Raw genomic sequence first — 22,407 nt, 5'->3', positions numbered from 1 at the left:
ATGGGAATGTGGTTATTTTTGAATTATTTTAAATGGAAGATTATCTAAAAACCTCAAAAAAAAAATTATTTTTTAGAGTATTAAAGTAAAGGATTTAAATTATAATTAAAACCATTCTCGGTAAAAACTGCTTTCTATAATAAAAATAAAACAAAGCGTAAAAAAGCCATAAAAATCACTATTTGAACCCCAAAATATAAAGCTTTCCCTTTTTGAAGTTTTTTAATAAATTATTCATCAGGAATATTATGTTCGTGCTATGGATGCAAAGGAATTCTTGTTATTGGCAGTAGTTTTTACTTATTATTTATATTTCTTTTATAATTTGGGTCAAAATCTACTATCCATTCTATACCAAATTGATCTCTAAACATTCCGAAATAAGAACCCCAAGGACTGTCATTAATTGGTATTTCAATATTTCCACCTTCTGAAAGGCCATAAAATAATTGACGAGCTTCTTCTTTACTTTCAGCGCTAATTGAAATTTTACTTCTAGTTTCATTTTCGTTATGTTTTCCCATTATTTCGGGAGTATCACTCGCCATTAAGACATTGTGTTTCCCAATTGGCAAAGCAATATGCATAATGCAGTTTGCTTCGCTTTCTGAAATTGGAAATTCAGGATTTGAAAAATCTTTGAAACGACTTATCATTGCAAATTCTCCACCGAAAACGGATTTATAAAATGTAAATGCAACTTCAGCATTCCCATTAAAATGGATATAAGGGTTTATTTGTGCCATTTTATTTTTTTTACATTTAACTCAAATTATTATTTTGGTTCTTCAGTTGGAAATTTTGAAACGTCCATATAAAAAATTTCCCATGTGTGTCCATCAAAATCTTCAATAGTTCGTTGCTGCATAAAACCATAATCTTTCATTTCTGTTGGTTCAATACCCCCTGCTTTAAGTCCATTTGACATTAAGTTATTGACTTCGTTCATACTATCTAATGATAATGAAAAAAGTCCTGCAATATTAGTTTTTGTGTCAGCAATAGGTTTAGATGTAAAACTTGTAAACTTCTCATGTGTTAAAAGCATTACAAAAATGTTTTCACACCAAACCATACATTTTGCGGTTTCGTCTGAAAATTGTGGATTATTTGTAAATCCTAATGCAGTATAAAAGTTAACTGATTTTTCAAGTTCTTTAACTGCTAAATTTATAAAAATTTGTTTTCCCATTTTTTATATTTTATGTGGTTCTCTTTATTGTAGTTCTTCGTGAAGCAATTATGGTCAATGTCATTTAGTTTAAAAATCTTTAAACAAACATTATTGGATTAATTTTTAAGTAAATATATTTGATTTGAACTACAATTAAAATTCTTTTAGATAAAAGTCAACTTATGGTTAAATAGGTTTAAAATTCGGCTTAGGTTGTGTAGTTTATAAATACGAATCCAATATAAGCTGAATTGAGAGTTTGATTGTTTTCATAGTTCCTGTCAAAATTGGTTTTAAGGGTAGGTGCAGGTTTGCTAAAAAGTAAAGGAAAAACACTAAAAAAACAAGCTAAAAACCGCTCCAAAAAAAATAAGATACTAAATCCTAATGATATTCTGAATATAATTGTTGCGGTATGTTATTTTTCTTGTCATTCAGTTTTCCCTTTGAATGTTGCATAAATTGCCATTGCGTGTCCGTGTCCTAATTCAAATTCTTCTTTGAGCCAATTTGTAATTTCGGAAGCCTTAATTTCCGGATTAAGTTTTCCGTCAATTATAAATTCTTTTGCTTCAGCCATTTTTTTAAAGTCAGCAGGAGTCTTTCCTGTTTTGGCTTTTATATTGTCTATGTATGCTTGAAATGACATAAATTTTTAATTTTCGTTAGAATTTAATTTATGATAGTAAATATATGAAATAGCCAAAATTCCGAATACAACCAATGGGAAAAATGTTAGTCCATTTAGTCCGTCAACTGCTCCGTGACTAATTGTTGCAAAAACAAAGTTAAATGCAAATCCGGCATAAGCCCATTCTTTTACTCGTTTCGGAACTTGTGGAATAACTAACGCCAAAACTCCTAAAATCTTAAAAACAACCAATGCGTTTCCAAAGTATTCTGGATAACCCAAATGTTTAATTCCATCTTTTGCTAATTCTGTTTGTGAAGTCAATGCAGGCATTAGTCCTTCAAATAAAGCAATGATTGTTGTCGCTGTCCAATAAATTATTTTGTCTTTTTTCATTTTTTTATAATGTTAATCTTCTGCCGTGAGTTGCGGTACAATGATCGCTAATGTTCCCTTGCTATGCGACTTTGCGTTCAAAGCGGGAGGAGTATTCTTCGCTAAGATAGAATTTATTCCTAAAAATAGAATTGAAGCTACTGAAAACCAGTAATAATTGCATAGGAAGTGTTAGCGGTTCTGACTTAACCGGATTCTTTTTTTTTATAATCTCTATGTATTTTTTTTGGACGAGATAAAATATGAAGTTTTTGTTATGATAAATTGTATTCCGGGTTTTACTATTAGATATAAAACCGCTCCAATTAAGCTAAGAATTGATATTATTCCGATGGGTAGCACACCACCAAAAGTAAAAGTCATACCAAGAACAAATCCTAGAAAACATTCAGCCTTGTAAATAGGCAAGAAAATTGCAAGAACTAACAATGAAACAATCATATAGAATGGTATTTCAGAATATCCTAAAGTAAAAAAAACGGATAGCAATAATCCGAAAGATAATGCTGCAATGAAGGCATAAAATATATTTACTGGGAATTTAGAAATAGTTGAATTATTTCTAATTCTCTTTTGTATTCTGTATAATAGAAACCACGTAAGCAATGGAATTAGAATTCCTCCCAACCAATTTGAAAATTTAGGTAAGTCTTCATTTTGTAGTATGTGATGGCTAGGTACACCATAATGGAAATGATCCCAAATTAAAAGCACCCAAATAGCAGCAGTAGTTATTGCAGTGAAATATAAACGAATCTTATAAAATTCCCTTTCTCTCATTTTATTTTACATTTTAGGATTTCAAATCTCTAGCAGTTTTCCATTGGCGCCTTGCATAACTGCTAAAATTCAGGTAACACAAGCAGTTTGGTACTAAATTAATCCCTATTTTAGGATTTGCCAAATCATCCAAATACAAACCAATTTCAAATTAAGCCTAATTCCCAAATTGCTTGTAGCGTGCGTTGTAAGCATTTCTATTTATTCAGCGCGGATAAATAATATTGGTTTATTCGTTTTTGGCTCTAATACTTCCATTACTGATTCAGTAAGCTTTACAATTTTGAGATTCAGTTTCTGTTTAGAAAACTCGTAATGAATAGTATTATTAACGGTATCAAATTTATAAGAACTACTAAATCTCTCAATTAATTTTTTGTTAGCATACATTTCAAATATTAAACTGTCTTTTTTGTAAGTTGTTTTTTCTACTACATTTTGTCCAGTTTGGTTAATAACATTTAGCATTTTCCAACTACCTATTAGCTTTTTTGACTCAATGTTTTTGCATGAAACTAATAATATGAGAATTCCAATTACGAAGATACTTTTCATTTGAAAATGATGTTTACGAATTGCTTAAAGTTCCGGCGCTTGACAAGGTTGCGAACTTCGGAACCGATTATTTTCTGGGAAAGATAAAATTTCTTGCGAAATGTAAACGTGAATTTACCATAAACCTCGCTTAAAAATCCTTAAACGAGGTTGTTTTTTATGCTTATCTTGAAATTTTACTTTTTTAAGAGAGTTGCGCAACAGCTACGTGTAGTGGGAGTAGCTTTTTTATTTATTCTACTAATCGGTTTTCAATGTCCATCCTTTCGTGTAAAACTCTCACAACTTCAATTTCATTAGTTTTATCTTTCTTAAATAAAATTAAATGTGATTTTACTTTTGAATATTTATATGATTTTCTAATTTTTCCAATGTCACGAGCCATATCAAAATTATCTACGATATATTCAATTTCGTCAATAATTAAGTTATAATATCTATTTGCTTGTTCAACTGACCAGTTTTCTGCTGTATAAATCCAAATGTTATTGATATCTTCTATTGCCTTTTCACTAATTATGTACTCTGACATTATTTTTGCAAATTAGCTTTTAGCATTTCAAGGTTTTTATTGCGGTCAAAATTTCTGATTTTACTACTCTTTTCGCCAATTTTTAGTTCATTGATCAAAGATTTTGTTTTAGTTTCTTCTTGTTCAAAAACTCTTAAAGCAGTTCTAACAACTTCACTTACTGAACTATATTTTCCTGTAGAAATTTGTTCATTAATAAAGTTTTCAAAATAGTCTCCTAATAATATTGATGTATTTCGTGCCATGATTTTTATTTTCACCAAAGATACCAATAATTGGTATTAAATTCAAAATTTTTTCGGCTTTTTTGAGCAAAATTTACTGCTAACGTTCTGGTAATAAAGCGATTTTGGGTTTTCAATTAAGCCCATTATTCGGATTTACTAATCTTCCAAATACAAAACCATCTTTCCATTAAGCCCAATGCCCAAATCCGTTGTAATGGCTGTTGTTCGTTCGGTTACTTTTAACATTATTCTCTTGTAACATACAATCCATTAATAATATTCTTGGAATTAATGTTAGTAAAAACTCTTTTAACTTTATTTAAAATTTTATGTTCAATTACTTCTCTTTGATATTTATCTGAGTAATCAATATCAAAGTTTAAATATAGATTGAAATTTTTAAGATTTTCTTTATTTTCAATTTCTTTCATTATTTCATTAAATATTATTTCTTTATCAGCAAGACTATATTTCCTTGAAACTTCAATAAAAAAATACAGTGTATAGTACAGATTTTTTTGATTAGCTAAAAAAAGAGTTGCTTCTTTTTCTATTTTTTATTTTCTTCACTTTCTTCATACATATTAACAAAAATATGCACAATACCGTATTTTGAGTAGTCAATTCTTGAATACTTAATTTCTTCTCCATTATACTGATAGTGAAGTTTTTCTTGTCCCATGTTAGTATAGGAAATAAAAAGAAGAATTATAATGAATATTTTTTTCATTTTTTTGTTTTAACATTACCGCAAACGTCAGACTATGAAAAAACTTCACACCCGAGCGATAGCGAATAGACGGAGTAATCTTTCAAACAAATATATTAAAAATATTGTAAGAAAAATAAATATTTTGTGTCCTTAAACATGCAATACATACAAGGAATACAGTGTAATCAACTGTAAATAGTGATTCTAGAAGACACGATAAGCCAAGACAATCCAGTTCTCCCGAAGCTTCGGGATTATCGATGCTTTTGTAAATAGCACCATCTTCTCTAAAAACAGCTTTCAATGACGTGAAAACCGACTTTTAAGGCTTTATATTTTTACAAACTAAAACCTAAAGCCAAAAATAAACCTCGCTTAAAATCCTTAAACGAGGTTGTTTTTTATGTTTATCTTGAAATTTTACTTTTTAAGAGAGTTGCACAACTGCTACGTGTGTTGGCAGTAGTCGCTTTATATAATGCTACTTAAATACTCTTCAGCTGTCATAATTGGAATTGTAGAGTGCTTAAAGTCTTTTCCGTTTCTGGTTATAATCATTGAGCAGTTAGATTGTAAAGCAGAAAAATATTGAACAGCATCTTCAAAATCTTTGAAATTCGAATTCAACGCTTTGTCAATTGTTTCCTCATTGACCTCACAAACTTCACAGATTATTTTAAACTTTCGAAGTTTATTCAAAACAGATTCGGATTTTTCATATTTATTTAAAACATAATCTATTGTCGTGAATGAAAGAGGTGAGACAATTAGAGTAAGTTTTTTTTGGTCTGCCAAGGTAGCAACCTTAGCAATTGAATCAAAAAAAGGAACTCTTTCTCCCAACAAATCTAATATGACGTTGGTATCTAAAAATATCCTGCTCATTTGTATTTTTGTTCTAAATAATCAGCACGATCTTTTTTATAATCATAATCATCTGGAATTTTAATTCCTGAAGAAAGACTTTTTACGAATGGCGAAATTTGTATGTCATTATTTATTTTATCTGAAGTCAAAGAATTAAGGTAATTTTCTATAATTCGAGATAAGCTTAATTTTTTTTCAGACGCATAATGTTTAGCTTTTTCAATTATCTCTTGGTCAAGCTTTAATGTGAGTTTAGTATTCATAATATAAAATATTTATACGTACAAATATACAAATTCAGGACGTAATAAATGTGAATTTCGATTTTTTTTTTGCGATTACTGCCAAAGTCAGTCTGTGAAAAAACTTCGGTTTACTTACAAACAAATATAACAAAAAAGTTGCGTAAAGACAGGATTTTTCGTATTTTTAATAATGCAACATATCCTAGGTATTTCTCGTCAACAACTGCGTTTTATAAGTTTAGAAGACACAATAAGTCCCGATAATCAGGTGCGATTTATAGATGCCTTTGTCGAATCTATAGACCTCTCTAAGCTTGGTTTTTCGGTAAAAACGCTCAAAACTGAAGGCCGCCCAAGTTTTAATAGTAAAGTGTTTCTAAAGATCTATTTATATGGGTATCTCAACGGAGTCAGAAGTGCTTGAGATTTAGAAAAGGAATGTATTAGAAACATGGAAATGCAATGGCTTTTAGAAGCTATTATTCCTAATTACCACAGCATATCCGATTTTAGAAAAAACAATCCTATTGCCTTGAAAAAGCTATTCAAACTCTATGTTCTTTTTTTAAAAGATGCCGATTTGATAGGTTGCGAAACCATTGCTATCGATGGTACCAAAAGCCGAGCCCACAATAGCAAGAAAGCCAATTTCAATCAAAAGAAAATCGACAAACATGTAGATTATATTGAAGTAAAAACCCAAGAATACTTAGATGCTTTGGAAGAAAATGATGCCAAAGATAACCCCGCTATAATTCCTGCCTTGCCGGCAGGCAGGCAAAATATCCAACAAAAGTTAGACCACAGCATTCACAAAGAGCACTACGATCGAATGCACCAAAAACTGACTCAAAACGCACGCTATGCCAAGCAAATGGTGCGAGTGAGAAGTAAAACCGTAGAACCAGTAATAGGAACGTTGGTCAATTTTACCAATATGAAATGCGAAGCATTCACGAACACCATTTAAAATCAATAAAAACTTGTGAGTAATCGCGTAAACACAAGAGGAATCAAGCAAGCCAACAAACACGTTTTGATGGCAGCATTAACCTATAATCTCAAGAAATACTTGAAGTTTATCACCAAAAAAACAAAAACAAAAGCCGGAGTTGTAAGTGTAATACAAGCAAAAGTACCAACTTCTCTAAAAACAGCTTTCATTGACTTGAAAACCGACTTTTTAAGGCATTTTATTTTTACAAACTACAACCTAAAACCAAAAATAAACCTCGCTTAAAAATCCTTAAACGAGGTTATTTTTTATGCTTATCTTGAAATTTTACTTTTTTAAGAGAGTTGCGCAACAGCTACTGCTGTTGTGCGTAGTTCTTATTATTTTTTCTTACAATATATTTTACTGTCTTTAAGTTTAAATCCAACGCTTGAATATAAATTTATTGCAGCCAATCTATGGTCTTCTGTAAAAAGAAGTATTTCAGAAAGTTCTTTTTCTTCACCTACTTTAACTAATAAGTTTATCAGTTTTCTTCCTATTCCTTTTCCTCGTGAAGCTGAGTCTACAACTACATCTTCAATCCACCCCTTGTTTCCGGATATAACTTTGTAAGTACACATTAATGCAATTCCAATTATTTTATTATTATCCTCACAATATGCAATTGTAATTTGGTTTTTCTCATTCAATATTTCTTCAAGTTCTAACTGAATTTTGTTTGGACTTAATTGACGGAATAATTCAGAAACTTGCACTTTAATGTCTTTGTTTAATTCATTTTTGTTTAAAATAGCTGTTTTCATTTTTTTTAAGTATTTTTTTCAAAAATACAATTTTATTAAGTTACTATTTTATTTCAAATTTTGAATAAAAGTCATGATTTTCTGGTAACACGGTAGAATTACGCACAACGTCCCCGCGCTAAAAGCAGTTTGGGACTAAATTAATCCCATTTTTCGGATTTGCCAAATCTTCCAAATACAAAACCAATTTCAAATTAAGCCTAATACCCAAATTGCTTGTAGCGTGTGTGCTTGTTGCACAACTCGAACAAATATATCAAAAAAAACTTGCAAAAAAGTAAAAGAAATTGTATTTTTAACTATGCAAGGAAGAAAAGAACTCACGCCAAAAATGCTCTATCAAGTTCATTTACAGGACCTGATTCCTGAGCATAATTTTTATCGATTGCTTGATACAGCTATTGATTTTCATTTTTTATATAAAGCTACTGCAAAGTATTATGGAGACGAAGGACAGGAGAGCATTGATCCCGTTGTGTTTTTCAAAATCTGTTTGGTTGGCTATTTAAACAACATAAATTCGGACAGGAAACTCATCGAATATTGCTCAAATTGTTTAGATGTTCGCCTTTTTATTCGGTATGACATTGATGAGGCTTTACCTTGGCACAGCACCATTAGTCGCACGCGTCAGTTATATGGTGAAGAAGTGTTTTTAAGTTTGTTTAAAGCCGTTTTAAAGCTGTGTGTTTCTAAAGGTATGATTCGCGGCAAGCGTCAAGCCGTAGACAGCGTTTTTATCAAAGCCAATGCCTCTATGGATAGTTTGGTAGAGAAAGAAGTATTGGAAGATGCCAGTGCCTTTGTAGATGAATTAGAAGAAAACAGTGAATTTAAAACTACCAGCACCAGAAAGAAACTAGTAGTACAACACCACAATTGGAAAAAAGAAGCTTATAAGAGCCAACCCAATCCCAACTTCAACATTGATAAAGTAGATGAACACGGCAATTCAATACGTCCGAGATTTGTATCGAATCATACGCATTATTCTCCCACAGATTCTGATGCTAGGGTAAGTGTAAAACCAGGCAAAGCAAGGCAGTTAAACTATTTTGGCCAAATCGCTGTAGACGATGCCCATCATGTAATAACAGGCGCCTGTTCTGATTTTGCAGACAAACGCGATAGTCAGTGTGTGGAAAAAATAGTAGAATTAACAGAGGAAAACCTAAATGAAAACGGCATTGAATTAGAAGAACTTTTAGCCGATGGAGGTTACAGTAGTGGAGAAGCTTTAAAGTATTTGAACCAAAAAAACATCGATGCCTATATTCCAAACTTCGGACAGTACAAACCCGAGCGAGAAGGTTTTATTTTCAACAAAGAACTGAACCAATATGAATGTATCAAAGAAGGTTCCAACAAGGCAATTTTGCTTTTTAAAGGCGAAAAGAACGATAGCAAAAGCTACACCAAATACAGCTATCGAAGTAGTGAGCGCGATTGCAAAAACTGTCCACTACGAGAACAATGCTGCGGAAAAAGCACTAAGTATAAAAAGATAGATCACAGCATCCACAAAGAACACTACGATCGAATGCACCAAAAACTGACTCAAAACGCACGCTATGCCAAGCAAATGGTGCGAGTGAGAAGTAAAACCGTAGAACCAGTAATAGGAACGTTGGTCAATTTTACCAATATGAAGCGCGTAAACACAAGAGGAATCAAGCAAGCCAACAAACACGTTTTGATGGCAGCATTAACCTATAATCTCAAGAAATACTTGAAGTTTATCACCAAAAAAACAAAAACAAAAGCCGGAGTTGTAAGTGAAATACAAGCAAAAGTACCAACTTCTCTAAAAACAGCTTTCATTGACTTGAATACCGACTTTTTAAGGCTTTTTATTTTTACAAACTACAACCTAAAACCAAAAATAAACCTCGCTTAAAAATCCTTAAACGAGGTTGTTTTTTATGCTTATCTTGAAATTTTACTTTTTTAAGAGAGTTGCGCAACAGCTACGTGTGTTAGCAACAGTAATTATTTCACGATGTATTTCGTTTTGTTCAGATTTCCAACACTTTCAAACATGTTTAATTCGATTCCCTTTTTCAAATCTCTACTAGCAGTTGCAGAAGAAAGGTCTTTGAAAATATTCATATAATCTTTTCTAGTAAATTCTTTTATGCCAAGTTTTAGAAAGTATTCTAATCTGTCTAAGTCTTTTAAAATTCTATTATTGTAATTAAGTAAACTGCCTAAAGATTTATCAATTACATCAAGCATGTATTCTATAAAATATGTTGATTTTCCTGATTTATCACTTAATGACAAAGATCTATAATAATCATCTTGCGTTTGGCTGATTAATGTTTCAAATGGCAAAAACTCAAAAATTGGATATTCAGACATTAAAATTAAAGTTTGCCATAATCTTCCCATTCTTCCATTACCATCTAAAAAAGGATGTATGAATTCCATTTCATAATGAAAAACACAACTTTTTATTAATGTCAATTCATCAGAGTCTTTAAGATATTCAAATAAGTCTTTCATTAGATGCGGAACATTTTCATGAGGAGGGGCAATGTGTTCTACTTTTGTTCCTTTAACTATTCCAACACCTTGTTTTCTATATTTTCCTGCACTCTCAATTAGACCATTCATTAACTCAAGATGTGCTTTTAAAAAGTTTTTATCAGATGAAAACTTATATTCTTCAAGTTTGTCATAAACCGTAATTGCATTTAATACTTCTAAGACATCTTTTTTTGGACCAATTACTCTTTTGTTTTCAATCAATGCAGTAATTTGTTCCTCAGTTAATGTATTACCTTCAATCTGTAAAGATGAGTGTATAGTTTTGATTCTATTTTGTTTACGAAGTTGTGGAGATTGCTTATTTAGATAATTAGCATTTACTTCTCCAATTTTTTCGGAAATAGAACTTATCAATTTTAAAATTTTAAGCGTTATGTCGTATGGTGGTTTCATTGATACTATCATTTGATATTATCAAAAGTAGCATTTTTTCTGCAGTCTCCAAAATTATTGTTGCTAACGTTCCGCGGCTTCGCGAGGTTTGGGACTAAATTTAGACTTGTTTTTCGGCTAAACACAAATTTCCCAAATACAGAACCAATTTTAAATTAAGCCTAAAATCCAAATCTTGCGAAACCGCTGTTACCAGCAGTATTTATTTTCTTTCAATTTTCACTAATCCTTGACGGGTTGCTAAATATAGATTTCCATTTCTATCAAAAGTCATTTTAGAAATATAAGATGTTGGAATTTCAGAATTTTCATTATGGTAATTCTCCCAATTATTGTTTAAATCATATCTTACTAAACCAGCTCTGTCGGTTGATATCCAAAGAACTTTTTCTGCCTTGTCATAAAGAACACAATTAGTATGATTAAAAGGCATTCCTGAATTAGCTGTTGTAAATTGTTTGAAAGTTCCGTCTGCATAGCATATTGCTATGCCTTCATCCCTGTTTACTTGTCCCGCATTTTTATCTCCAAATTCATAAAGTGAAAAATAAATATTTCCATTCTCATCTTCATCCATTGAAGTTATACATTTTCCTTTCAATACGGTTGATGTATTTTCAAAGCTAGTTGCCTTACCATTTTCATCAATCATAGTTGATCCGTTAAATGTTCCAATCCAGATTCTGTTTTTTGAATCTTTTTTAGCAAAATATACTCTATTTGACGGTAATTCTTTTACAATTTCTTTATTTATAGTTTTCCATTTTCCATTTGAGAAAATAGTTAATCCTTTGTCTGAACAAAAGAAAAGTTCATCTGTTTTTGAATTATTAATTATATCATATGCTCCATCAATTCCAATTTCATTGATATCATGTTTATTCCAAATTTTATTATAACTATAAATACTTTGTAATCCGTCAAACCATTTTGTATTGTTGTTATCTACTCCAATAGCGAAATAACTTTCTTTAACTTTAGTGTTTGTATTGTTTGCTTCAAGATTGCTAAATTCTGAACCATTAAATAATTGAACGCCATTATCTACAATCAACCAAAGCACTCCATCTTTGTCGAAAGAAATATTATCTAGGGAATTGTCTGTGAGTTTGGAATTTTTTGTATTCCAAACAGTCATTTTATAATTTTTTATATTTTCATTTTTATAAGTGTAGTTTTTGTTAAATATTTCTGGGCTATTTGGTTTGTCAAAAGACATTTTAAAAGCATCAATATCTACTCTTTCAATTTTGCCAGAGATTATGTCGTCCTTTACTGTAAATAACAATGTTATTGAAACTTTTTCTTCTTTCTTGTTTTTAGTTATTGCAGGTAACCATTTATTGAAATTATTTAACTCTTCAATGGCTTTTAGAGAAATTGGACTATTTGATTTATCATTATGACTAAGTACACAACCTTTACCTTTTGAATCAACCAAAACTTGAAACTTAACAGTACCGCTAATACCCTTAAGGTTTAACGATTCGTTTAATCGTTCTTGTAATTTTTCAAACTCTTTCTCTTTAAATGTTGTTTTAGTATCCCCACAGTCAAGACAAAACTTGTCTGCCTTACAGTTTTCTAATTTAACAGGAAACAAATTTTGAGCATTTAAATTGAAAGAGAAATACGTAGTCAATAAAATTAATATTGTTTTTTTCACTTGATAATTATTTTTTAAGTTTCTGTTGAGGCAATATTGCTGGTAACGTCTTGGCACTATAGCGGGTTTGGGACTAAATTAAGCCTATTCTTCGGATTTGCCAAATCATCCCAAATACAAAACCATCTTTCCATTAAGCCCAATGCCCAAATCCGTTGTAGTGGCTGTTACCAGCAGTTGTTCTTTGTCACGGCATCTATCTTTTTTCAAGAGATATAGCTTCTATATTTACTTTTTGACCATCTTTCAGCTTTTCTTTAGTGAATGGTTCAGCAAAACTTTCTGAACCATAATAACCTCTTCTATTAAGCATAAATCTGTACCCACAAGTACTATCAATTTTAATTTTAACTGAACCCATAGAATCTGTAATATATTTTCCATCTATTGGATAACGTCTCATTAAGTTCCATCCTATTTTTTCTTTTCTAACTTCAATGGTATCAAACGTGTTAATTCTGCGTTGTTTGGTTTCACTGTCAACTGAATTTATTGTTATAGTGATTTTGTTTTCAGAATCAGTTTTTCTGTTGCAATTTGTAATTAACAAAGCTACTACTGAAATACAAACTACTATTTTTGTTTTACTGATGTTTGATTGCATATTGATTTAAAAATTGCGCTAGATTCTTGAGTTGCGTTACAATTGCTGGTAACGTTCCGCTACTACAGCGGGTTTGGGACTAAATTAAGCCCTATTTTCGGATTTGCCAAATTATCCCAAATACAAAACCAACTTTCCATTAACCCTATTGCCCAAATCCGTTGTAGTAGCTGTTACCAGCTGGTTTTTATTCAAAATTCGGATTATAAATTTCCATTTTCAAATTTGTATTTTTTGTAATAAATTCGATTGCCTTATTTGAATTTTGCTCTTTGACTAAACTCAATACTTTCTTCTTTTCTGTATGATTTTCATTCAAAAGGAATAACTGAAATGAATTTGATTGATAATTTAAATTTGGTTCCCAACGTGTCACATTGCTCGGATGACGCTTTTCATAATTATAATTGGTTGATTTTATAAATTGAAGCAAAGTAATAATTTTCATATTTTCAGTTTCTACTTTTTGCTTAAATAGTTTTAAACCAAACAAATAATAACCAATATGAATTAACTTATTTTCAATTACAATTCCTTTTTTCAATAGCATTAAACAAACACAAACGACGACTGCTATTCCACAAATGAGTTTTAATAGGTTCATTATTAAATCAGGCTCAACTTTCATTAGCATCAGGAATACAAACACACACATGAAATTGAGAATAAATACATTTTTGAATTGATGAAAGTCTAAATTCCGTTCTAATATTATTTCCACTATAAATATGTTTTTTTTGGATTCTGTTGCTCTAAACTAGCTGGTAACGTTCCCGCGCTAAAAGCAGTTTGGGACTAAATTAAGCCCATTATTCGGATTTGCCAAATCTTCCAAATACAAAACCAATTTCAAATTAAGCCTAATACCCAAATTGCTTGTAGCGTGTGTGCTTGTTGCACAACTCGAACAAATATATCAAAAAAAACTTGCAAAAAAGTAAAAGAAATTGTATTTTTAACTATGCAAGGAAGAAAAGAACTCACGCCAAAAATGCTCTATCAAGTTCATTTACAGGACCTGATTCCTGAGCATAATTTTTATCGATTGCTTGATACAGCTATTGATTTTCATTTTTTATATAAAGCTACTGCAAAGTATTATGGAGACGAAGGACAGGAGAGCATTGATCCTGTTGTGTTTTTCAAAATCTGTTTGGTTGGCTATTTAAACAATATAAATTCGGATAGGAAACTCATCGAATATTGCTCAAATTGTTTAGATGTTCGCCTTTTTATTCGGTATGACATTGATGAGGCTTTACCTTGGCACAGCACCATTAGTCGCACGCGTCAGTTATATGGTGAAGAAGTGTTTTTAAGTTTGTTTAAAGCCGTTTTAAAGCTGTGTGTTTCTAAAGGTATGATTCGCGGCAAACGTCAAGCCGTGGACAGTGTTTTTATCAAAGCCAATGCCTCTATGGATAGTTTGGTAGAGAAAGAAGTATTGGAAGATGCCAGTGCCTTTGTAGATGAATTAGAAGAAAACAGCGAATTTAAAACTACCAGCACCAGAAAGAAATTAGTAGAACAACACCACAATTGGAAAAAAGAAGCTTATAAGAGCCAACCCAATCCCAACTTCAACCTTGATAAAGTAGATGAGCACGGCAATTCAATACGTCCGAGATTTGTATCGAATCATACGCATTATTCCCCCACAGATTCTGATGCTAGGGTAAGTGTAAAACCAGGAAAAGCAAGACAGTTAAACTATTTTGGACAAATAGCTGTAGACGATGCGCATCATGTAATAACAGGCGCCTGTTCTGATTTTGCAGACAAACGCGATAGTCAAATCGACGAAGGAGATTCATCGAATACCTATGAAAATAAAATTATAATGAGATAATGTGTGCAAAAAATAGTTGAACTAACACAGGAAAACCTAAATGAAAACGGCATTGAATTAGAAGAACTTTTAGCCGATGGCGGTTACAGTAGTGGAGAAGCTTTAAAGTATTTGAACCAAAAAAACATCGATGCCTATATTCCAAACTTCGGACAGTACAAACCCGAGCGAGAAGGTTTTATTTTCAACAAAGAATTGAATCAATACGAATGTATCAAAGAAGGTTCCAACAAGGCCATTTTACTCTTTAAAGGCGAAAAAAACGATAGCAAAAGCTACACCAAATACAGCTATCGAAGTAGTGAGCGCGATTGCAAAAACTGTCCACTACGAGAACAATGCTGCGGAAAAAGCACTAAGTATAAAAAGATAGATCACAGCATCCACAAAGAACACTACGATCGAATGCACCAAAAACTGACTCAAAACGCACGCTATGCCAAGCAAATGGTACGAGTGAGAAGTAAAACCGTAGAACCAGTAATAGGAACGTTGGTCAATTTTACCAATATGAAGCGCGTAAACACAAGAGGAATCAAGCAAGCCAACAAACACGTTTTGATGGCAGCATTAACCTATAATCTCAAGAAATACTTGAAGTTTATCACCAAAAAAACAAAAACAAAAGCCGGAGTTGTAAGTGAAATACAAGCAAAAGTACCAACTTCTCTAAAAACAGCTTTCATTGACTTGAAAACCGACTTTTTAAGGCTTTTTATTTTTACAAACTACAACCTAAAACCAAAAATAAACCTCGCTTAAAAATCCTTAAACGAGGTTGTTTTTTATGCTTATCTTGAAATTTTACTTTTTTAAGAGAGTTGCGCAACAGCTACGTGTGTTAGTGGCAGTACTTTTTCAATTTGATTGTTTTCAATGCTTTTATAAAATCTTTTTCAGTTTTCTCTTTAAGGTTTTCTCCATAAAATGAAAATCTAGTTTTATTTGAATTTTGATCTCCACCTTTTAAGCTATCAATATACATTCCAGTTGTTCCAAATCCTTTATTTCTTGTTGTAATTATTTTTGCTTTGAAACAATCAATTTTTACATTTTCAGATTTTTGACGTAAATAATTTTTAAAATCAATATTTCCAGTAATTGAATCAACAATTAAATGTTTAGTTTTCTTTAAGAGTATTTTCTGCTTTTCATTAAGTTCGGCGTAACTTTTTTTATCGAAAACCAATGGTAAATCATTTTTTGAGACATCTGGAGAATACGCTCCAATATCAAAAATTAATGTGTCATTTTCACTAGTTTGAATACCGCCAACATAACTATCAATGCTTTTCAATTCTATTTCATTCCAATTTTCAGGAACAGTTATTTCAAAAGTATCAAAATCCATTTTTTTAAATTCAGATTTCGGTTGACAAGAAATAAAAGCAATAGAAATAATTATTAAAATACTATTTTTCATAGTTAAAGTGTTGTTTTTCCGTTTCTGCGCTCGTATTGCCACTAACGTTATCGGGCTAGGCGAAGTGCCTTCTTTCGCCCGCTTCACTAATAATTGCTAAAATAGCCAAATTTTTTAATTTGTACTATTTTATCCAAAGAAGCGGAAGGCATTTTGCTTAGCCCGTGTTATGCGTAGTTACTGATCTATTTACAATCTATATCCTTATCAGTAACGGAGTTGGATAGACTACTCTTATCTTTTCTTTCAGCACAACCCAAATCAATGAAACCAATTATTTATTGCGCTTAGCAAGCCTGCTAGGCGAAGTTAATAATAGGGGTTTTAGGGCTCTATTTTTTTTGTGATGTTTAAGTTTTCGAAACTAAAGTATTGACTTTGTCATTTATTTTCGATAACTTAGCCAAGTCTTTTACGTTGTCAAACGTATTGAAAGTGAACTTTCTACGATTCTCAATCGAAAGACTTGAAGCCTAAATGCTTTATTCTTCCAAACATCCCAAAAAAAATATCCCAAAAATTCATTGTGCAAGAAACACTGTAGTCTACTGCCAATTACGCATAACGTTCCCGCGCTACAAGTAGTTTGGGACTAAATTAAGCTCTATTTTCGGATTTGCCAAATCTTCCAAATACAAAACCATATTTAAATTAAGCCAAATACCCAAATTGCTTGTAGTGTGTGTTAGCAGTAGTCTTAATATTTATTTCGATTTATAGTTCCGTGACATAATTTAATTGCTTCTTCAAGATTAAGTCTATGTTTTAGATTTAATGTTGATATTTTTTTACTATCAATTTCAGTTTTCTTATGAAATGATTTATCAATTAAATCATATTGTAAGATTGAATTTTCAAGTTTTTTATTTCTAATATTATTGTCAATAACTGATAGGAAAATATAGCAAATGTTTTTAGGCATAACAGACATCGTATCAACTTTATCTTTTAATAAATAGGAAGCACAAGAATATTTATTATGCTTTGTTTTTATGCTAAATAGACTTTGTTCATTTAGTTCGTCTTCTTTGTATTTTATTCCATTTACAGGAAGTTTTATTAATTTCTGAGTTGGATTATAAATTTTAACTACTAAATGAACGTTTTCTTGTTTTGGAAGTTCAGGTACTGTTTCAATAATTACTTTTTCGATTGAAAATTCTAATTTATTTAAAGTGAAAATTTCGCTGTCCAAAGTTGAGTTTTTATCTTTTTTACAAGATATTAAAAGTAATAAAATGAATATTTGAATTAGTTTTTTCATAAAAATCTTAATAACTTTTATTCATATTAAAACGCTTGTTTTTAGGTTATTGCGAAAGATTACTGCTAACTAGTATATATGCGAAACAAACTTTCGTGTATACGCCCAAATTTGGGTAGATTGGCGAAGGTTTGTTTCGCTTTTTGTTTTTTCAAATATAGTAAATTTCTCTTATAAATCATCAAACGGACTTTTAATTTGTTGCAAACTTTTCGTACTTACGTGCGTGTAAATTTCGGTAGTTTTACTGCTGCTATGCCCTAGTAATTCTTGAATGTAGCGTAAATCGGTACCACTTTCTAGTAAGTGTGTAGCAAAACTATGTCGCAACCAGTGCAAAGTGGCGGGCTTTGTTATTCCTGCTTTTTTAAGCGCCTGTTTCAATATGAGTTGTAAACTTCTGGCATCATAGGGTTGACCTTTGATTTGTCCTTCAAATAAGTATTTCATGGGTTTGTGAATGATATAATATTCCCGAAGCATTTCTAAAATTTTGGGCGACAATGGAGCAATGCGATCTTTTTGACCTTTTGCTTTTTTTAGTAAAACCAAGTTTCTTTTGGAATCGATATGAACGGGTTGCAGTGCTAATAATTCACCACAGCGCAAGCCACAACTATAAATCAAGGAAAGCATTGTTTTGTGTTTGAGGTTGCTGTGGGCATTCAAAATTAGTTTTACTTCTGCCTTGCTCAGTACATTGGGTAATACTTTGGCGCGTTTTGGTCTATGTATTTTGTCAATGTCAATTTTAGTGTCCATTACTATTTTAAAAAAGAGTTTGATGGCATTTACAATTTGGTTTTGATAGGATTCAGATAATTTTTTATTAAGAATGTAGTTGTTGTTGAATAGGATTACATCATTATTGTCAATGTCGGGGATGTTTTTTTCTGGAAAAAAGAGCAAAAATGTTTTTAGGGCCTCAGAGTAGGTGGTTATGGTGTTTTGGCTATAGCGTTTGGATTGCAGCCATTGTTTGAATTTTTCCAAATAATGAATTGCTTCTAGAGAAATTTGCTGTGTGGGGTCTGCTTGAATTTGAAACTGGATTCGGTTTTCAATAGTATCGGGTATGTGCCACAGTTTTTTTTGTTGGCTCCATCTAGCGCCGCTTATTTGCTTGACTTGTTGAATAAGATCTTGGTTTTTTTCAAAATAGAGAGCAATTCTATTTTCGTCTTTGTGTTTTAAGGGTGCTGCTTTCCAGTTCATTGTGCCTCTTTTTTGGGGTTGAAAGATACAATTTTTTTTTAAGATTTTTACTCCATCTTGTAGAATGAAGGGGTGTCTTTTTTTGTGTAAGGGATAGAGGTGGTATCCTTGTAGTGTAACGGAAAGATAAAGCCGAAAGCCCGACACGAAGTTTTTACGTAGGGGTACACCCAAAAGGAAATGAATGCTGTTTTGTGGGAATGGAGTGTAGGAAGGTGTTTTTTGATTTGGATTTTGTTTTTTTACCAGTACCAAAAAAAATCCCACCGAAGTGGGACTCTTAAAATGTGGATTGATTTATAAGATGTCGGTTTCTGAAACGGCATGAATTAATTTCTTATTTACAAATTCATCCATCCCCAATGCTGAAAGTTCTCTACCATAACCCGATCTTTTTGTTCCGCCAAAGGGTAAACTTTCGTTTGATTTTGTGGGTTGATTGATGAAAACCATTCCAGAATCGATTTGTTTTGCCATATTTTTTGCTCTTTCCATGTCTTTTGAAAAAATGGAACTTCCTAGACCAAATCGAGTAGCATTGGCCAATTCAATGGCTTCTTCATCATTTTTTACGCGGTAAAAACTGGCTACAGGACCAAATAATTCTTCTTGATACGCGAGCATATCTGGTTTTAAATGGGTTAAAATGGTAGGTTGCATGAAAGCGCCTTTTAAATTTGCTTGCTTTCCTCCAGTAACAACCGTTGCGCCTTGTTTTATGGTGGTGTTAACTTGGTCTAGTAAGGTGTCTAGGGCATCTTGACTGGATAATGGACCCAGTTGCGTTTCTTTGTCCATGGGATCACCCAGTTTCAAGGCTTCCATTTTTTTTGTAAATTTTTCTAAAAACGCATCGGCTACTTGCTCTAAAACGATAAATCTTTTTGAAGCCACGCAACTTTGTCCGTTATTGATCATTCGGCCTTTAATTGCTAAGTCGGTAGCACGGTCAATATCGGCATCTTCCAAAACAATAAACGGATCATTTCCGCCCAGTTCTAGTACTGATTTTTTAATGTTTTTCCCAGCAAATTGGGCTAGTGATGCGCCTGCTTTTTCACTTCCGGTTAAACAAGCACCTTGAATTTTTGGGTTTTCAATTAGTTTTTCAATCTTTTTCGAAGATAAAAACAAGTTGGTGTATAAACCTTTTGGAGCTTGTATTTGGGTAAAAATATCTTGAAATGCTTGGGCACATTGCGGCACGTTTGAGGAATGTTTGAGCACGATGGTATTCCCAATCATTAAATTTGGAGCAACTACGCGGGCAACTTGATAGAATGGAAAATTCCAAGGCTCAACGGCAAGAATAACACCAATTGGGGCTTTGGTCAAAACGGCTTCGCCTACTGCAGTAGTTATTTTTTGATCGGCTAAAAATTCAGCTCCATTTTTGGCATAATATTCAAAAATATTGGCGCAATATTCAATTTCATATTCTGATTGTCCGATTAATTTCCCCATTTCGGTGGTGATCATTTCAGACAATTCTTTCTTTTTTGATCGAAAGGTAGCAGCAATTTTATGTAGTAAATCTGCACGATCTGCGTAGCTTGTTTTTTTCCAGTCTAAGTAAGCGTCATGCGCATTGTCAATTGCTTGTTCTAACTGGGAATCTGTAATTTCGTCAAACGTTTTTAGCGTTTCTAAGGTATATGGATTAACGGATTTGATAGCCATAATGATGTTTTTAAGGGATTATTTAGTGTCGCTTTCGCTGTAAAAATTATTTTCTTCGTCTTCACTGCCCACTTGTTCTTGAGCGTCATCCAGTTCTGAACCGGGAATGTCTAAATCACTTCCAATTCCTTGTGTTGGCAACGCATTTTCGTCCCAAAGTTCTGGTTTATTTTCTAATTTCTTATTATTCGGAATCGCATCTATATCAATTTTTTTGTCTTGGTCCAATTGAACAAAAATATCCTCTGTGGCTGGATACTCTAATTTTTCCAGGTTTTTCTCAATAGTACTTTTAGAACTTTCGGCAGCAACCTTAGTGGTATCCTTTTTCATGATTTCTATGTTTTATTTTTTTGTAATTCGGCTAATAATCCAAACGATCACTGCTATTACGGCAATGACTATAAATATGCCAACTCCCATTCCTGCTTTAAAGATACCTTCTACTACCGAGCAACTAGTAAAAAAAAATGAAATTAGAACTAACGGAATGATTTTTTTGAGTATAGTTTGCATGATATTTTAGTTTTAAATTGTTACCCCAAATTTCAGTATTTTTTACTTTAAGAGTGTTACAGTATTTCTAAATTAAGTTATAATATTCTTGTTATAAGTGCTATTATTCATTCAAAATAAGAAATCAGTATTAAAAAAACAGAATTAGGTATTCCCAAATTGTAATTCTGTTATCTTTGCCAACAGTAAAAAAGTTATATGAAGTTTGATTTATTAAAAAATGATCCGCTATCTAAGGCCAGAGCGGGAACAATTACAACAGATCACGGTGTGATTGAAACGCCAATTTTTATGCCTGTAGGTACTGTAGCCTCTGTAAAAGGAGTACACCAAAGGGAATTAAAAAACGATATTAATCCAGATATTATTCTGGGGAATACCTATCACTTATACTTGCGTCCGCAAACTGAAATTCTTGAAAAAGCAGGCGGTTTGCATAAGTTTATGAACTGGGATCGCAATATTTTGACTGATTCTGGTGGGTACCAAGTATATTCTTTGAGTGCCAATAGAAAAATTAAGGAAGAGGGCGTTAAGTTTAAATCCCACATTGATGGTTCTTACCATTTTTTCACGCCTGAGAATGTTATGGAAATTCAGCGAACAATAGGTGCTGATATCATAATGGCATTTGATGAGTGTACGCCTTATCCTTGTGATTACAATTATGCCAAGCGCTCCATGAAAATGACGCACCGCTGGCTAGACCGTTGCATCAATCACCTGGACACGTTACCGTTTAAGTACGGGTATGAGCAAACTTTTTTCCCAATTGTTCAAGGAAGTACGTATAAAGATTTACGAAGACAATCAGCTGAATATATTGCCAATTCTAACCAACAAGGTAATGCCATAGGTGGCTTATCTGTAGGGGAACCAGCTGAGGAAATGTATGCCATGACCGAAGTAGTGTGTGAAATATTACCTGAGGATAAACCAAGATATTTAATGGGTGTGGGAACGCCCATAAACATTCTTGAAAATATTGCTTTGGGTATTGACATGTTTGACTGTGTGATGCCTACACGTAATGCCCGTAACGGAATGTTGTTTACGGCTCATGGTACCATAAACATAAAGAACAAGAAGTGGGAAGCTGATTTTTCAGTCATTGATGAAATGGGAATCACCTTTGTTGATACAGAATATACAAAAGCCTATTTGCGTCACCTTTTTGCAGCAAATGAATACTTAGGAAAACAAATTGCTACCATTCACAATCTTGGATTTTACATGTGGTTAGTGCGCGAGGCTAGAAAACACATCTTAGCAGGAGACTTTAAACCTTGGAAAGAGATGATGGTTAAAAACATGAGCCAACGTTTGTAAAAAAATGTTTCAGGTTTCAAGTGTAACGTTCTGGCGTT

Annotated in this window: 29 protein-coding genes; 6 read left to right on the top strand and 23 right to left on the bottom strand. The window is 32.3% G+C overall.

What is annotated here, in order from left to right:
• Positions 1-296: 296 nt before the first annotated feature.
• The 12 genes from K5V07_RS08690 to K5V07_RS08635 all read right to left on the bottom strand — a co-directional run bounded on the left by K5V07_RS08690 (position 297) and on the right by K5V07_RS08635 (position 6,137).
• On the bottom strand, positions 297-746 hold the full coding sequence (locus K5V07_RS08690) for a VOC family protein (RefSeq protein WP_221917152.1): 450 nt from the start codon (positions 744-746) through the stop codon (positions 297-299).
• Between the two features lie 29 nt (positions 747-775).
• Positions 776-1,192, bottom strand: coding sequence for a VOC family protein (locus tag K5V07_RS08685; RefSeq protein WP_182651509.1), 417 nt, complete (start codon positions 1,190-1,192; stop codon positions 776-778).
• A 412-nt stretch (positions 1,193-1,604) separates the two neighbouring features.
• A complete protein-coding gene (locus K5V07_RS08680) occupies positions 1,605-1,823 on the bottom strand; it encodes a DUF4287 domain-containing protein (protein WP_182651510.1) in 219 nt (72 codons plus the stop codon).
• A gap of 6 nt (positions 1,824-1,829) precedes the next feature.
• Positions 1,830-2,201: a DoxX family protein gene (locus tag K5V07_RS08675; protein ID WP_221917151.1), complete on the bottom strand. Its 372-nt coding sequence runs from the start codon at positions 2,199-2,201 to the stop codon at positions 1,830-1,832.
• Between the two features lie 213 nt (positions 2,202-2,414).
• Positions 2,415-2,981 carry a hypothetical protein gene (locus tag K5V07_RS08670; RefSeq protein WP_221917150.1) on the bottom strand — a complete coding sequence of 189 codons (567 nt, stop codon included), beginning with the start codon at positions 2,979-2,981 and terminating at the stop codon, positions 2,415-2,417.
• Between the two features lie 201 nt (positions 2,982-3,182).
• A complete protein-coding gene (locus K5V07_RS08665; protein ID WP_221917149.1) occupies positions 3,183-3,536 on the bottom strand; it encodes a hypothetical protein in 354 nt (117 codons plus the stop codon).
• Between the two features lie 232 nt (positions 3,537-3,768).
• Entirely contained in the window at positions 3,769-4,068 is a 300-nt protein-coding gene (locus tag K5V07_RS08660) for a type II toxin-antitoxin system RelE/ParE family toxin (protein WP_221917148.1), read from the bottom strand.
• The gene (locus tag K5V07_RS08655) at positions 4,068-4,313 is read right to left on the bottom strand and encodes a type II toxin-antitoxin system ParD family antitoxin (protein WP_221917147.1); all 246 of its coding nucleotides are present in this window, start codon (positions 4,311-4,313) and stop codon (positions 4,068-4,070) included. The genes K5V07_RS08660 and K5V07_RS08655 overlap by 1 nt, the downstream gene beginning before the upstream one ends.
• Positions 4,314-4,540: 227 nt before the next feature.
• Positions 4,541-4,726, bottom strand: coding sequence for a hypothetical protein (locus K5V07_RS08650; RefSeq protein ID WP_221917146.1), 186 nt, complete (start codon positions 4,724-4,726; stop codon positions 4,541-4,543).
• A gap of 119 nt (positions 4,727-4,845) precedes the next feature.
• Complete coding sequence (locus tag K5V07_RS08645) at positions 4,846-5,025, bottom strand: hypothetical protein (protein WP_221917145.1); 180 nt, start codon at positions 5,023-5,025, stop codon at positions 4,846-4,848.
• 453 nt (positions 5,026-5,478) lie between these two features.
• The gene (locus K5V07_RS08640; RefSeq protein WP_221917144.1) at positions 5,479-5,892 is read right to left on the bottom strand and encodes a PIN domain-containing protein; all 414 of its coding nucleotides are present in this window, start codon (positions 5,890-5,892) and stop codon (positions 5,479-5,481) included.
• Positions 5,889-6,137, bottom strand: a complete 249-nt coding sequence (locus tag K5V07_RS08635) for a DUF6364 family protein (protein ID WP_221917143.1) — start codon at positions 6,135-6,137, stop codon at positions 5,889-5,891. The genes K5V07_RS08640 and K5V07_RS08635 overlap by 4 nt, the downstream gene beginning before the upstream one ends.
• 439 nt (positions 6,138-6,576) lie before the next feature.
• Between K5V07_RS08635 and K5V07_RS15015 the strand changes: the two genes are divergently transcribed.
• Both K5V07_RS15015 and K5V07_RS08625 read left to right on the top strand, forming a co-directional pair.
• Positions 6,577-7,089, top strand: a complete 513-nt coding sequence (locus K5V07_RS15015) for a hypothetical protein (protein ID WP_255577868.1) — start codon at positions 6,577-6,579, stop codon at positions 7,087-7,089.
• 15 nt (positions 7,090-7,104) lie between these two features.
• On the top strand, positions 7,105-7,359 hold the full coding sequence (locus K5V07_RS08625) for a transposase (protein WP_221917142.1): 255 nt from the start codon (positions 7,105-7,107) through the stop codon (positions 7,357-7,359).
• Between the two features lie 95 nt (positions 7,360-7,454).
• On the opposite strand, the gene K5V07_RS08620 is transcribed toward K5V07_RS08625, so the two are convergent.
• Positions 7,455-7,880 carry a GNAT family N-acetyltransferase gene (locus K5V07_RS08620; RefSeq protein ID WP_221917141.1) on the bottom strand — a complete coding sequence of 142 codons (426 nt, stop codon included), beginning with the start codon at positions 7,878-7,880 and terminating at the stop codon, positions 7,455-7,457.
• A gap of 301 nt (positions 7,881-8,181) precedes the next feature.
• Here K5V07_RS08620 and K5V07_RS08615 point away from each other — a divergent pair, with 301 nt between their 5' ends.
• Positions 8,182-9,777: an IS1182 family transposase gene (locus K5V07_RS08615; RefSeq protein WP_255577866.1), complete on the top strand. Its 1,596-nt coding sequence runs from the start codon at positions 8,182-8,184 to the stop codon at positions 9,775-9,777.
• 92 nt (positions 9,778-9,869) lie between these two features.
• Here K5V07_RS08615 and K5V07_RS08610 read toward each other — a convergent pair whose 3' ends face one another.
• From K5V07_RS08610 to K5V07_RS08595, 4 genes are all read right to left on the bottom strand, one after another.
• Complete coding sequence (locus K5V07_RS08610; RefSeq protein WP_221917140.1) at positions 9,870-10,823, bottom strand: Fic family protein; 954 nt, start codon at positions 10,821-10,823, stop codon at positions 9,870-9,872.
• A 202-nt stretch (positions 10,824-11,025) separates the two neighbouring features.
• The gene (locus K5V07_RS08605; protein WP_221917139.1) at positions 11,026-12,489 is read right to left on the bottom strand and encodes a two-component regulator propeller domain-containing protein; all 1,464 of its coding nucleotides are present in this window, start codon (positions 12,487-12,489) and stop codon (positions 11,026-11,028) included.
• A 196-nt stretch (positions 12,490-12,685) separates the two neighbouring features.
• Positions 12,686-13,093 (bottom strand): hypothetical protein, encoded by a 408-nt coding sequence (locus K5V07_RS08600; RefSeq protein WP_221917138.1) that lies wholly within the window; start codon positions 13,091-13,093, stop codon positions 12,686-12,688.
• A gap of 187 nt (positions 13,094-13,280) precedes the next feature.
• Positions 13,281-13,814 carry a hypothetical protein gene (locus K5V07_RS08595; protein WP_221917137.1) on the bottom strand — a complete coding sequence of 178 codons (534 nt, stop codon included), beginning with the start codon at positions 13,812-13,814 and terminating at the stop codon, positions 13,281-13,283.
• A gap of 240 nt (positions 13,815-14,054) precedes the next feature.
• Here K5V07_RS08595 and K5V07_RS15010 point away from each other — a divergent pair, with 240 nt between their 5' ends.
• Together K5V07_RS15010 and K5V07_RS15005 are read left to right on the top strand one after the other, a co-directional pair.
• On the top strand, positions 14,055-14,942 hold the full coding sequence (locus K5V07_RS15010; RefSeq protein ID WP_255577865.1) for a transposase: 888 nt from the start codon (positions 14,055-14,057) through the stop codon (positions 14,940-14,942).
• Positions 14,943-14,945: 3 nt separating this feature from the next.
• Positions 14,946-15,704, top strand: a complete 759-nt coding sequence (locus K5V07_RS15005) for a transposase (RefSeq protein ID WP_255577864.1) — start codon at positions 14,946-14,948, stop codon at positions 15,702-15,704.
• A gap of 79 nt (positions 15,705-15,783) precedes the next feature.
• Here K5V07_RS15005 and K5V07_RS08585 read toward each other — a convergent pair whose 3' ends face one another.
• From K5V07_RS08585 to K5V07_RS08560, 6 genes are all read right to left on the bottom strand, one after another.
• Positions 15,784-16,365 carry a hypothetical protein gene (locus K5V07_RS08585; RefSeq protein WP_221917136.1) on the bottom strand — a complete coding sequence of 194 codons (582 nt, stop codon included), beginning with the start codon at positions 16,363-16,365 and terminating at the stop codon, positions 15,784-15,786.
• 697 nt (positions 16,366-17,062) lie between these two features.
• A complete protein-coding gene (locus tag K5V07_RS08580) occupies positions 17,063-17,629 on the bottom strand; it encodes a hypothetical protein (RefSeq protein WP_158728225.1) in 567 nt (188 codons plus the stop codon).
• Between the two features lie 171 nt (positions 17,630-17,800).
• The gene (locus tag K5V07_RS08575) at positions 17,801-18,844 is read right to left on the bottom strand and encodes a site-specific integrase (protein WP_221917135.1); all 1,044 of its coding nucleotides are present in this window, start codon (positions 18,842-18,844) and stop codon (positions 17,801-17,803) included.
• A 297-nt stretch (positions 18,845-19,141) separates the two neighbouring features.
• A complete protein-coding gene (locus K5V07_RS08570) occupies positions 19,142-20,524 on the bottom strand; it encodes an NAD-dependent succinate-semialdehyde dehydrogenase (protein ID WP_221917134.1) in 1,383 nt (460 codons plus the stop codon).
• Positions 20,525-20,542: 18 nt separating this feature from the next.
• Positions 20,543-20,857, bottom strand: coding sequence for a hypothetical protein (locus K5V07_RS08565; protein WP_221917133.1), 315 nt, complete (start codon positions 20,855-20,857; stop codon positions 20,543-20,545).
• Positions 20,858-20,869: 12 nt separating this feature from the next.
• A complete protein-coding gene (locus K5V07_RS08560; RefSeq protein WP_221917132.1) occupies positions 20,870-21,040 on the bottom strand; it encodes a hypothetical protein in 171 nt (56 codons plus the stop codon).
• Positions 21,041-21,238: 198 nt separating this feature from the next.
• On the opposite strand from K5V07_RS08560, the gene tgt reads away from it, so the two are divergent.
• Positions 21,239-22,369 (top strand): tRNA guanosine(34) transglycosylase Tgt, encoded by a 1,131-nt coding sequence (tgt, locus tag K5V07_RS08555; RefSeq protein ID WP_221917131.1) that lies wholly within the window; start codon positions 21,239-21,241, stop codon positions 22,367-22,369.
• Positions 22,370-22,407: the final 38 nt, after the last annotated feature.

Source organism: Flavobacterium sp. CHNK8 (assembly GCF_019774515.1).
Taxonomy (GTDB): domain Bacteria; phylum Bacteroidota; class Bacteroidia; order Flavobacteriales; family Flavobacteriaceae; genus Flavobacterium; species Flavobacterium tiangeerense.
The sequence above is the reverse complement of the archived record's forward strand: the minus strand, read 5'-3'. Positions and strand labels throughout refer to the sequence as shown.

Coding starts and splice junctions, on each gene's coding strand:
- K5V07_RS08690 (WP_221917152.1), bottom strand. CDS start 746: ATGGCACAAATAAACCCTTATATCCATTTTAATGGGAATGCTGAAGTT.
- K5V07_RS08685 (WP_182651509.1), bottom strand. CDS start 1,192: ATGGGAAAACAAATTTTTATAAATTTAGCAGTTAAAGAACTTGAAAAA.
- K5V07_RS08680 (WP_182651510.1), bottom strand. CDS start 1,823: ATGTCATTTCAAGCATACATAGACAATATAAAAGCCAAAACAGGAAAG.
- K5V07_RS08675 (WP_221917151.1), bottom strand. CDS start 2,201: ATGAAAAAAGACAAAATAATTTATTGGACAGCGACAACAATCATTGCT.
- K5V07_RS08670 (WP_221917150.1), bottom strand. CDS start 2,981: ATGAGAGAAAGGGAATTTTATAAGATTCGTTTATATTTCACTGCAATA.
- K5V07_RS08665 (WP_221917149.1), bottom strand. CDS start 3,536: ATGAAAAGTATCTTCGTAATTGGAATTCTCATATTATTAGTTTCATGC.
- K5V07_RS08660 (WP_221917148.1), bottom strand. CDS start 4,068: ATGTCAGAGTACATAATTAGTGAAAAGGCAATAGAAGATATCAATAAC.
- K5V07_RS08655 (WP_221917147.1), bottom strand. CDS start 4,313: ATGGCACGAAATACATCAATATTATTAGGAGACTATTTTGAAAACTTT.
- K5V07_RS08650 (WP_221917146.1), bottom strand. CDS start 4,726: ATGAAAGAAATTGAAAATAAAGAAAATCTTAAAAATTTCAATCTATAT.
- K5V07_RS08645 (WP_221917145.1), bottom strand. CDS start 5,025: ATGAAAAAAATATTCATTATAATTCTTCTTTTTATTTCCTATACTAAC.
- K5V07_RS08640 (WP_221917144.1), bottom strand. CDS start 5,892: ATGAGCAGGATATTTTTAGATACCAACGTCATATTAGATTTGTTGGGA.
- K5V07_RS08635 (WP_221917143.1), bottom strand. CDS start 6,137: ATGAATACTAAACTCACATTAAAGCTTGACCAAGAGATAATTGAAAAA.
- K5V07_RS15015 (WP_255577868.1), top strand. CDS start 6,577: ATGCAATGGCTTTTAGAAGCTATTATTCCTAATTACCACAGCATATCC.
- K5V07_RS08620 (WP_221917141.1), bottom strand. CDS start 7,880: ATGAAAACAGCTATTTTAAACAAAAATGAATTAAACAAAGACATTAAA.
- K5V07_RS08615 (WP_255577866.1), top strand. CDS start 8,182: ATGCAAGGAAGAAAAGAACTCACGCCAAAAATGCTCTATCAAGTTCAT.
- K5V07_RS08610 (WP_221917140.1), bottom strand. CDS start 10,823: ATGAAACCACCATACGACATAACGCTTAAAATTTTAAAATTGATAAGT.
- K5V07_RS08600 (WP_221917138.1), bottom strand. CDS start 13,093: ATGCAATCAAACATCAGTAAAACAAAAATAGTAGTTTGTATTTCAGTA.
- K5V07_RS15010 (WP_255577865.1), top strand. CDS start 14,055: ATGCAAGGAAGAAAAGAACTCACGCCAAAAATGCTCTATCAAGTTCAT.
- K5V07_RS08585 (WP_221917136.1), bottom strand. CDS start 16,365: ATGAAAAATAGTATTTTAATAATTATTTCTATTGCTTTTATTTCTTGT.
- K5V07_RS08580 (WP_158728225.1), bottom strand. CDS start 17,629: ATGAAAAAACTAATTCAAATATTCATTTTATTACTTTTAATATCTTGT.
- K5V07_RS08575 (WP_221917135.1), bottom strand. CDS start 18,844: ATGAACTGGAAAGCAGCACCCTTAAAACACAAAGACGAAAATAGAATT.
- K5V07_RS08570 (WP_221917134.1), bottom strand. CDS start 20,524: ATGGCTATCAAATCCGTTAATCCATATACCTTAGAAACGCTAAAAACG.
- K5V07_RS08565 (WP_221917133.1), bottom strand. CDS start 20,857: ATGAAAAAGGATACCACTAAGGTTGCTGCCGAAAGTTCTAAAAGTACT.
- K5V07_RS08560 (WP_221917132.1), bottom strand. CDS start 21,040: ATGCAAACTATACTCAAAAAAATCATTCCGTTAGTTCTAATTTCATTT.
- tgt (WP_221917131.1), top strand. CDS start 21,239: ATGAAGTTTGATTTATTAAAAAATGATCCGCTATCTAAGGCCAGAGCG.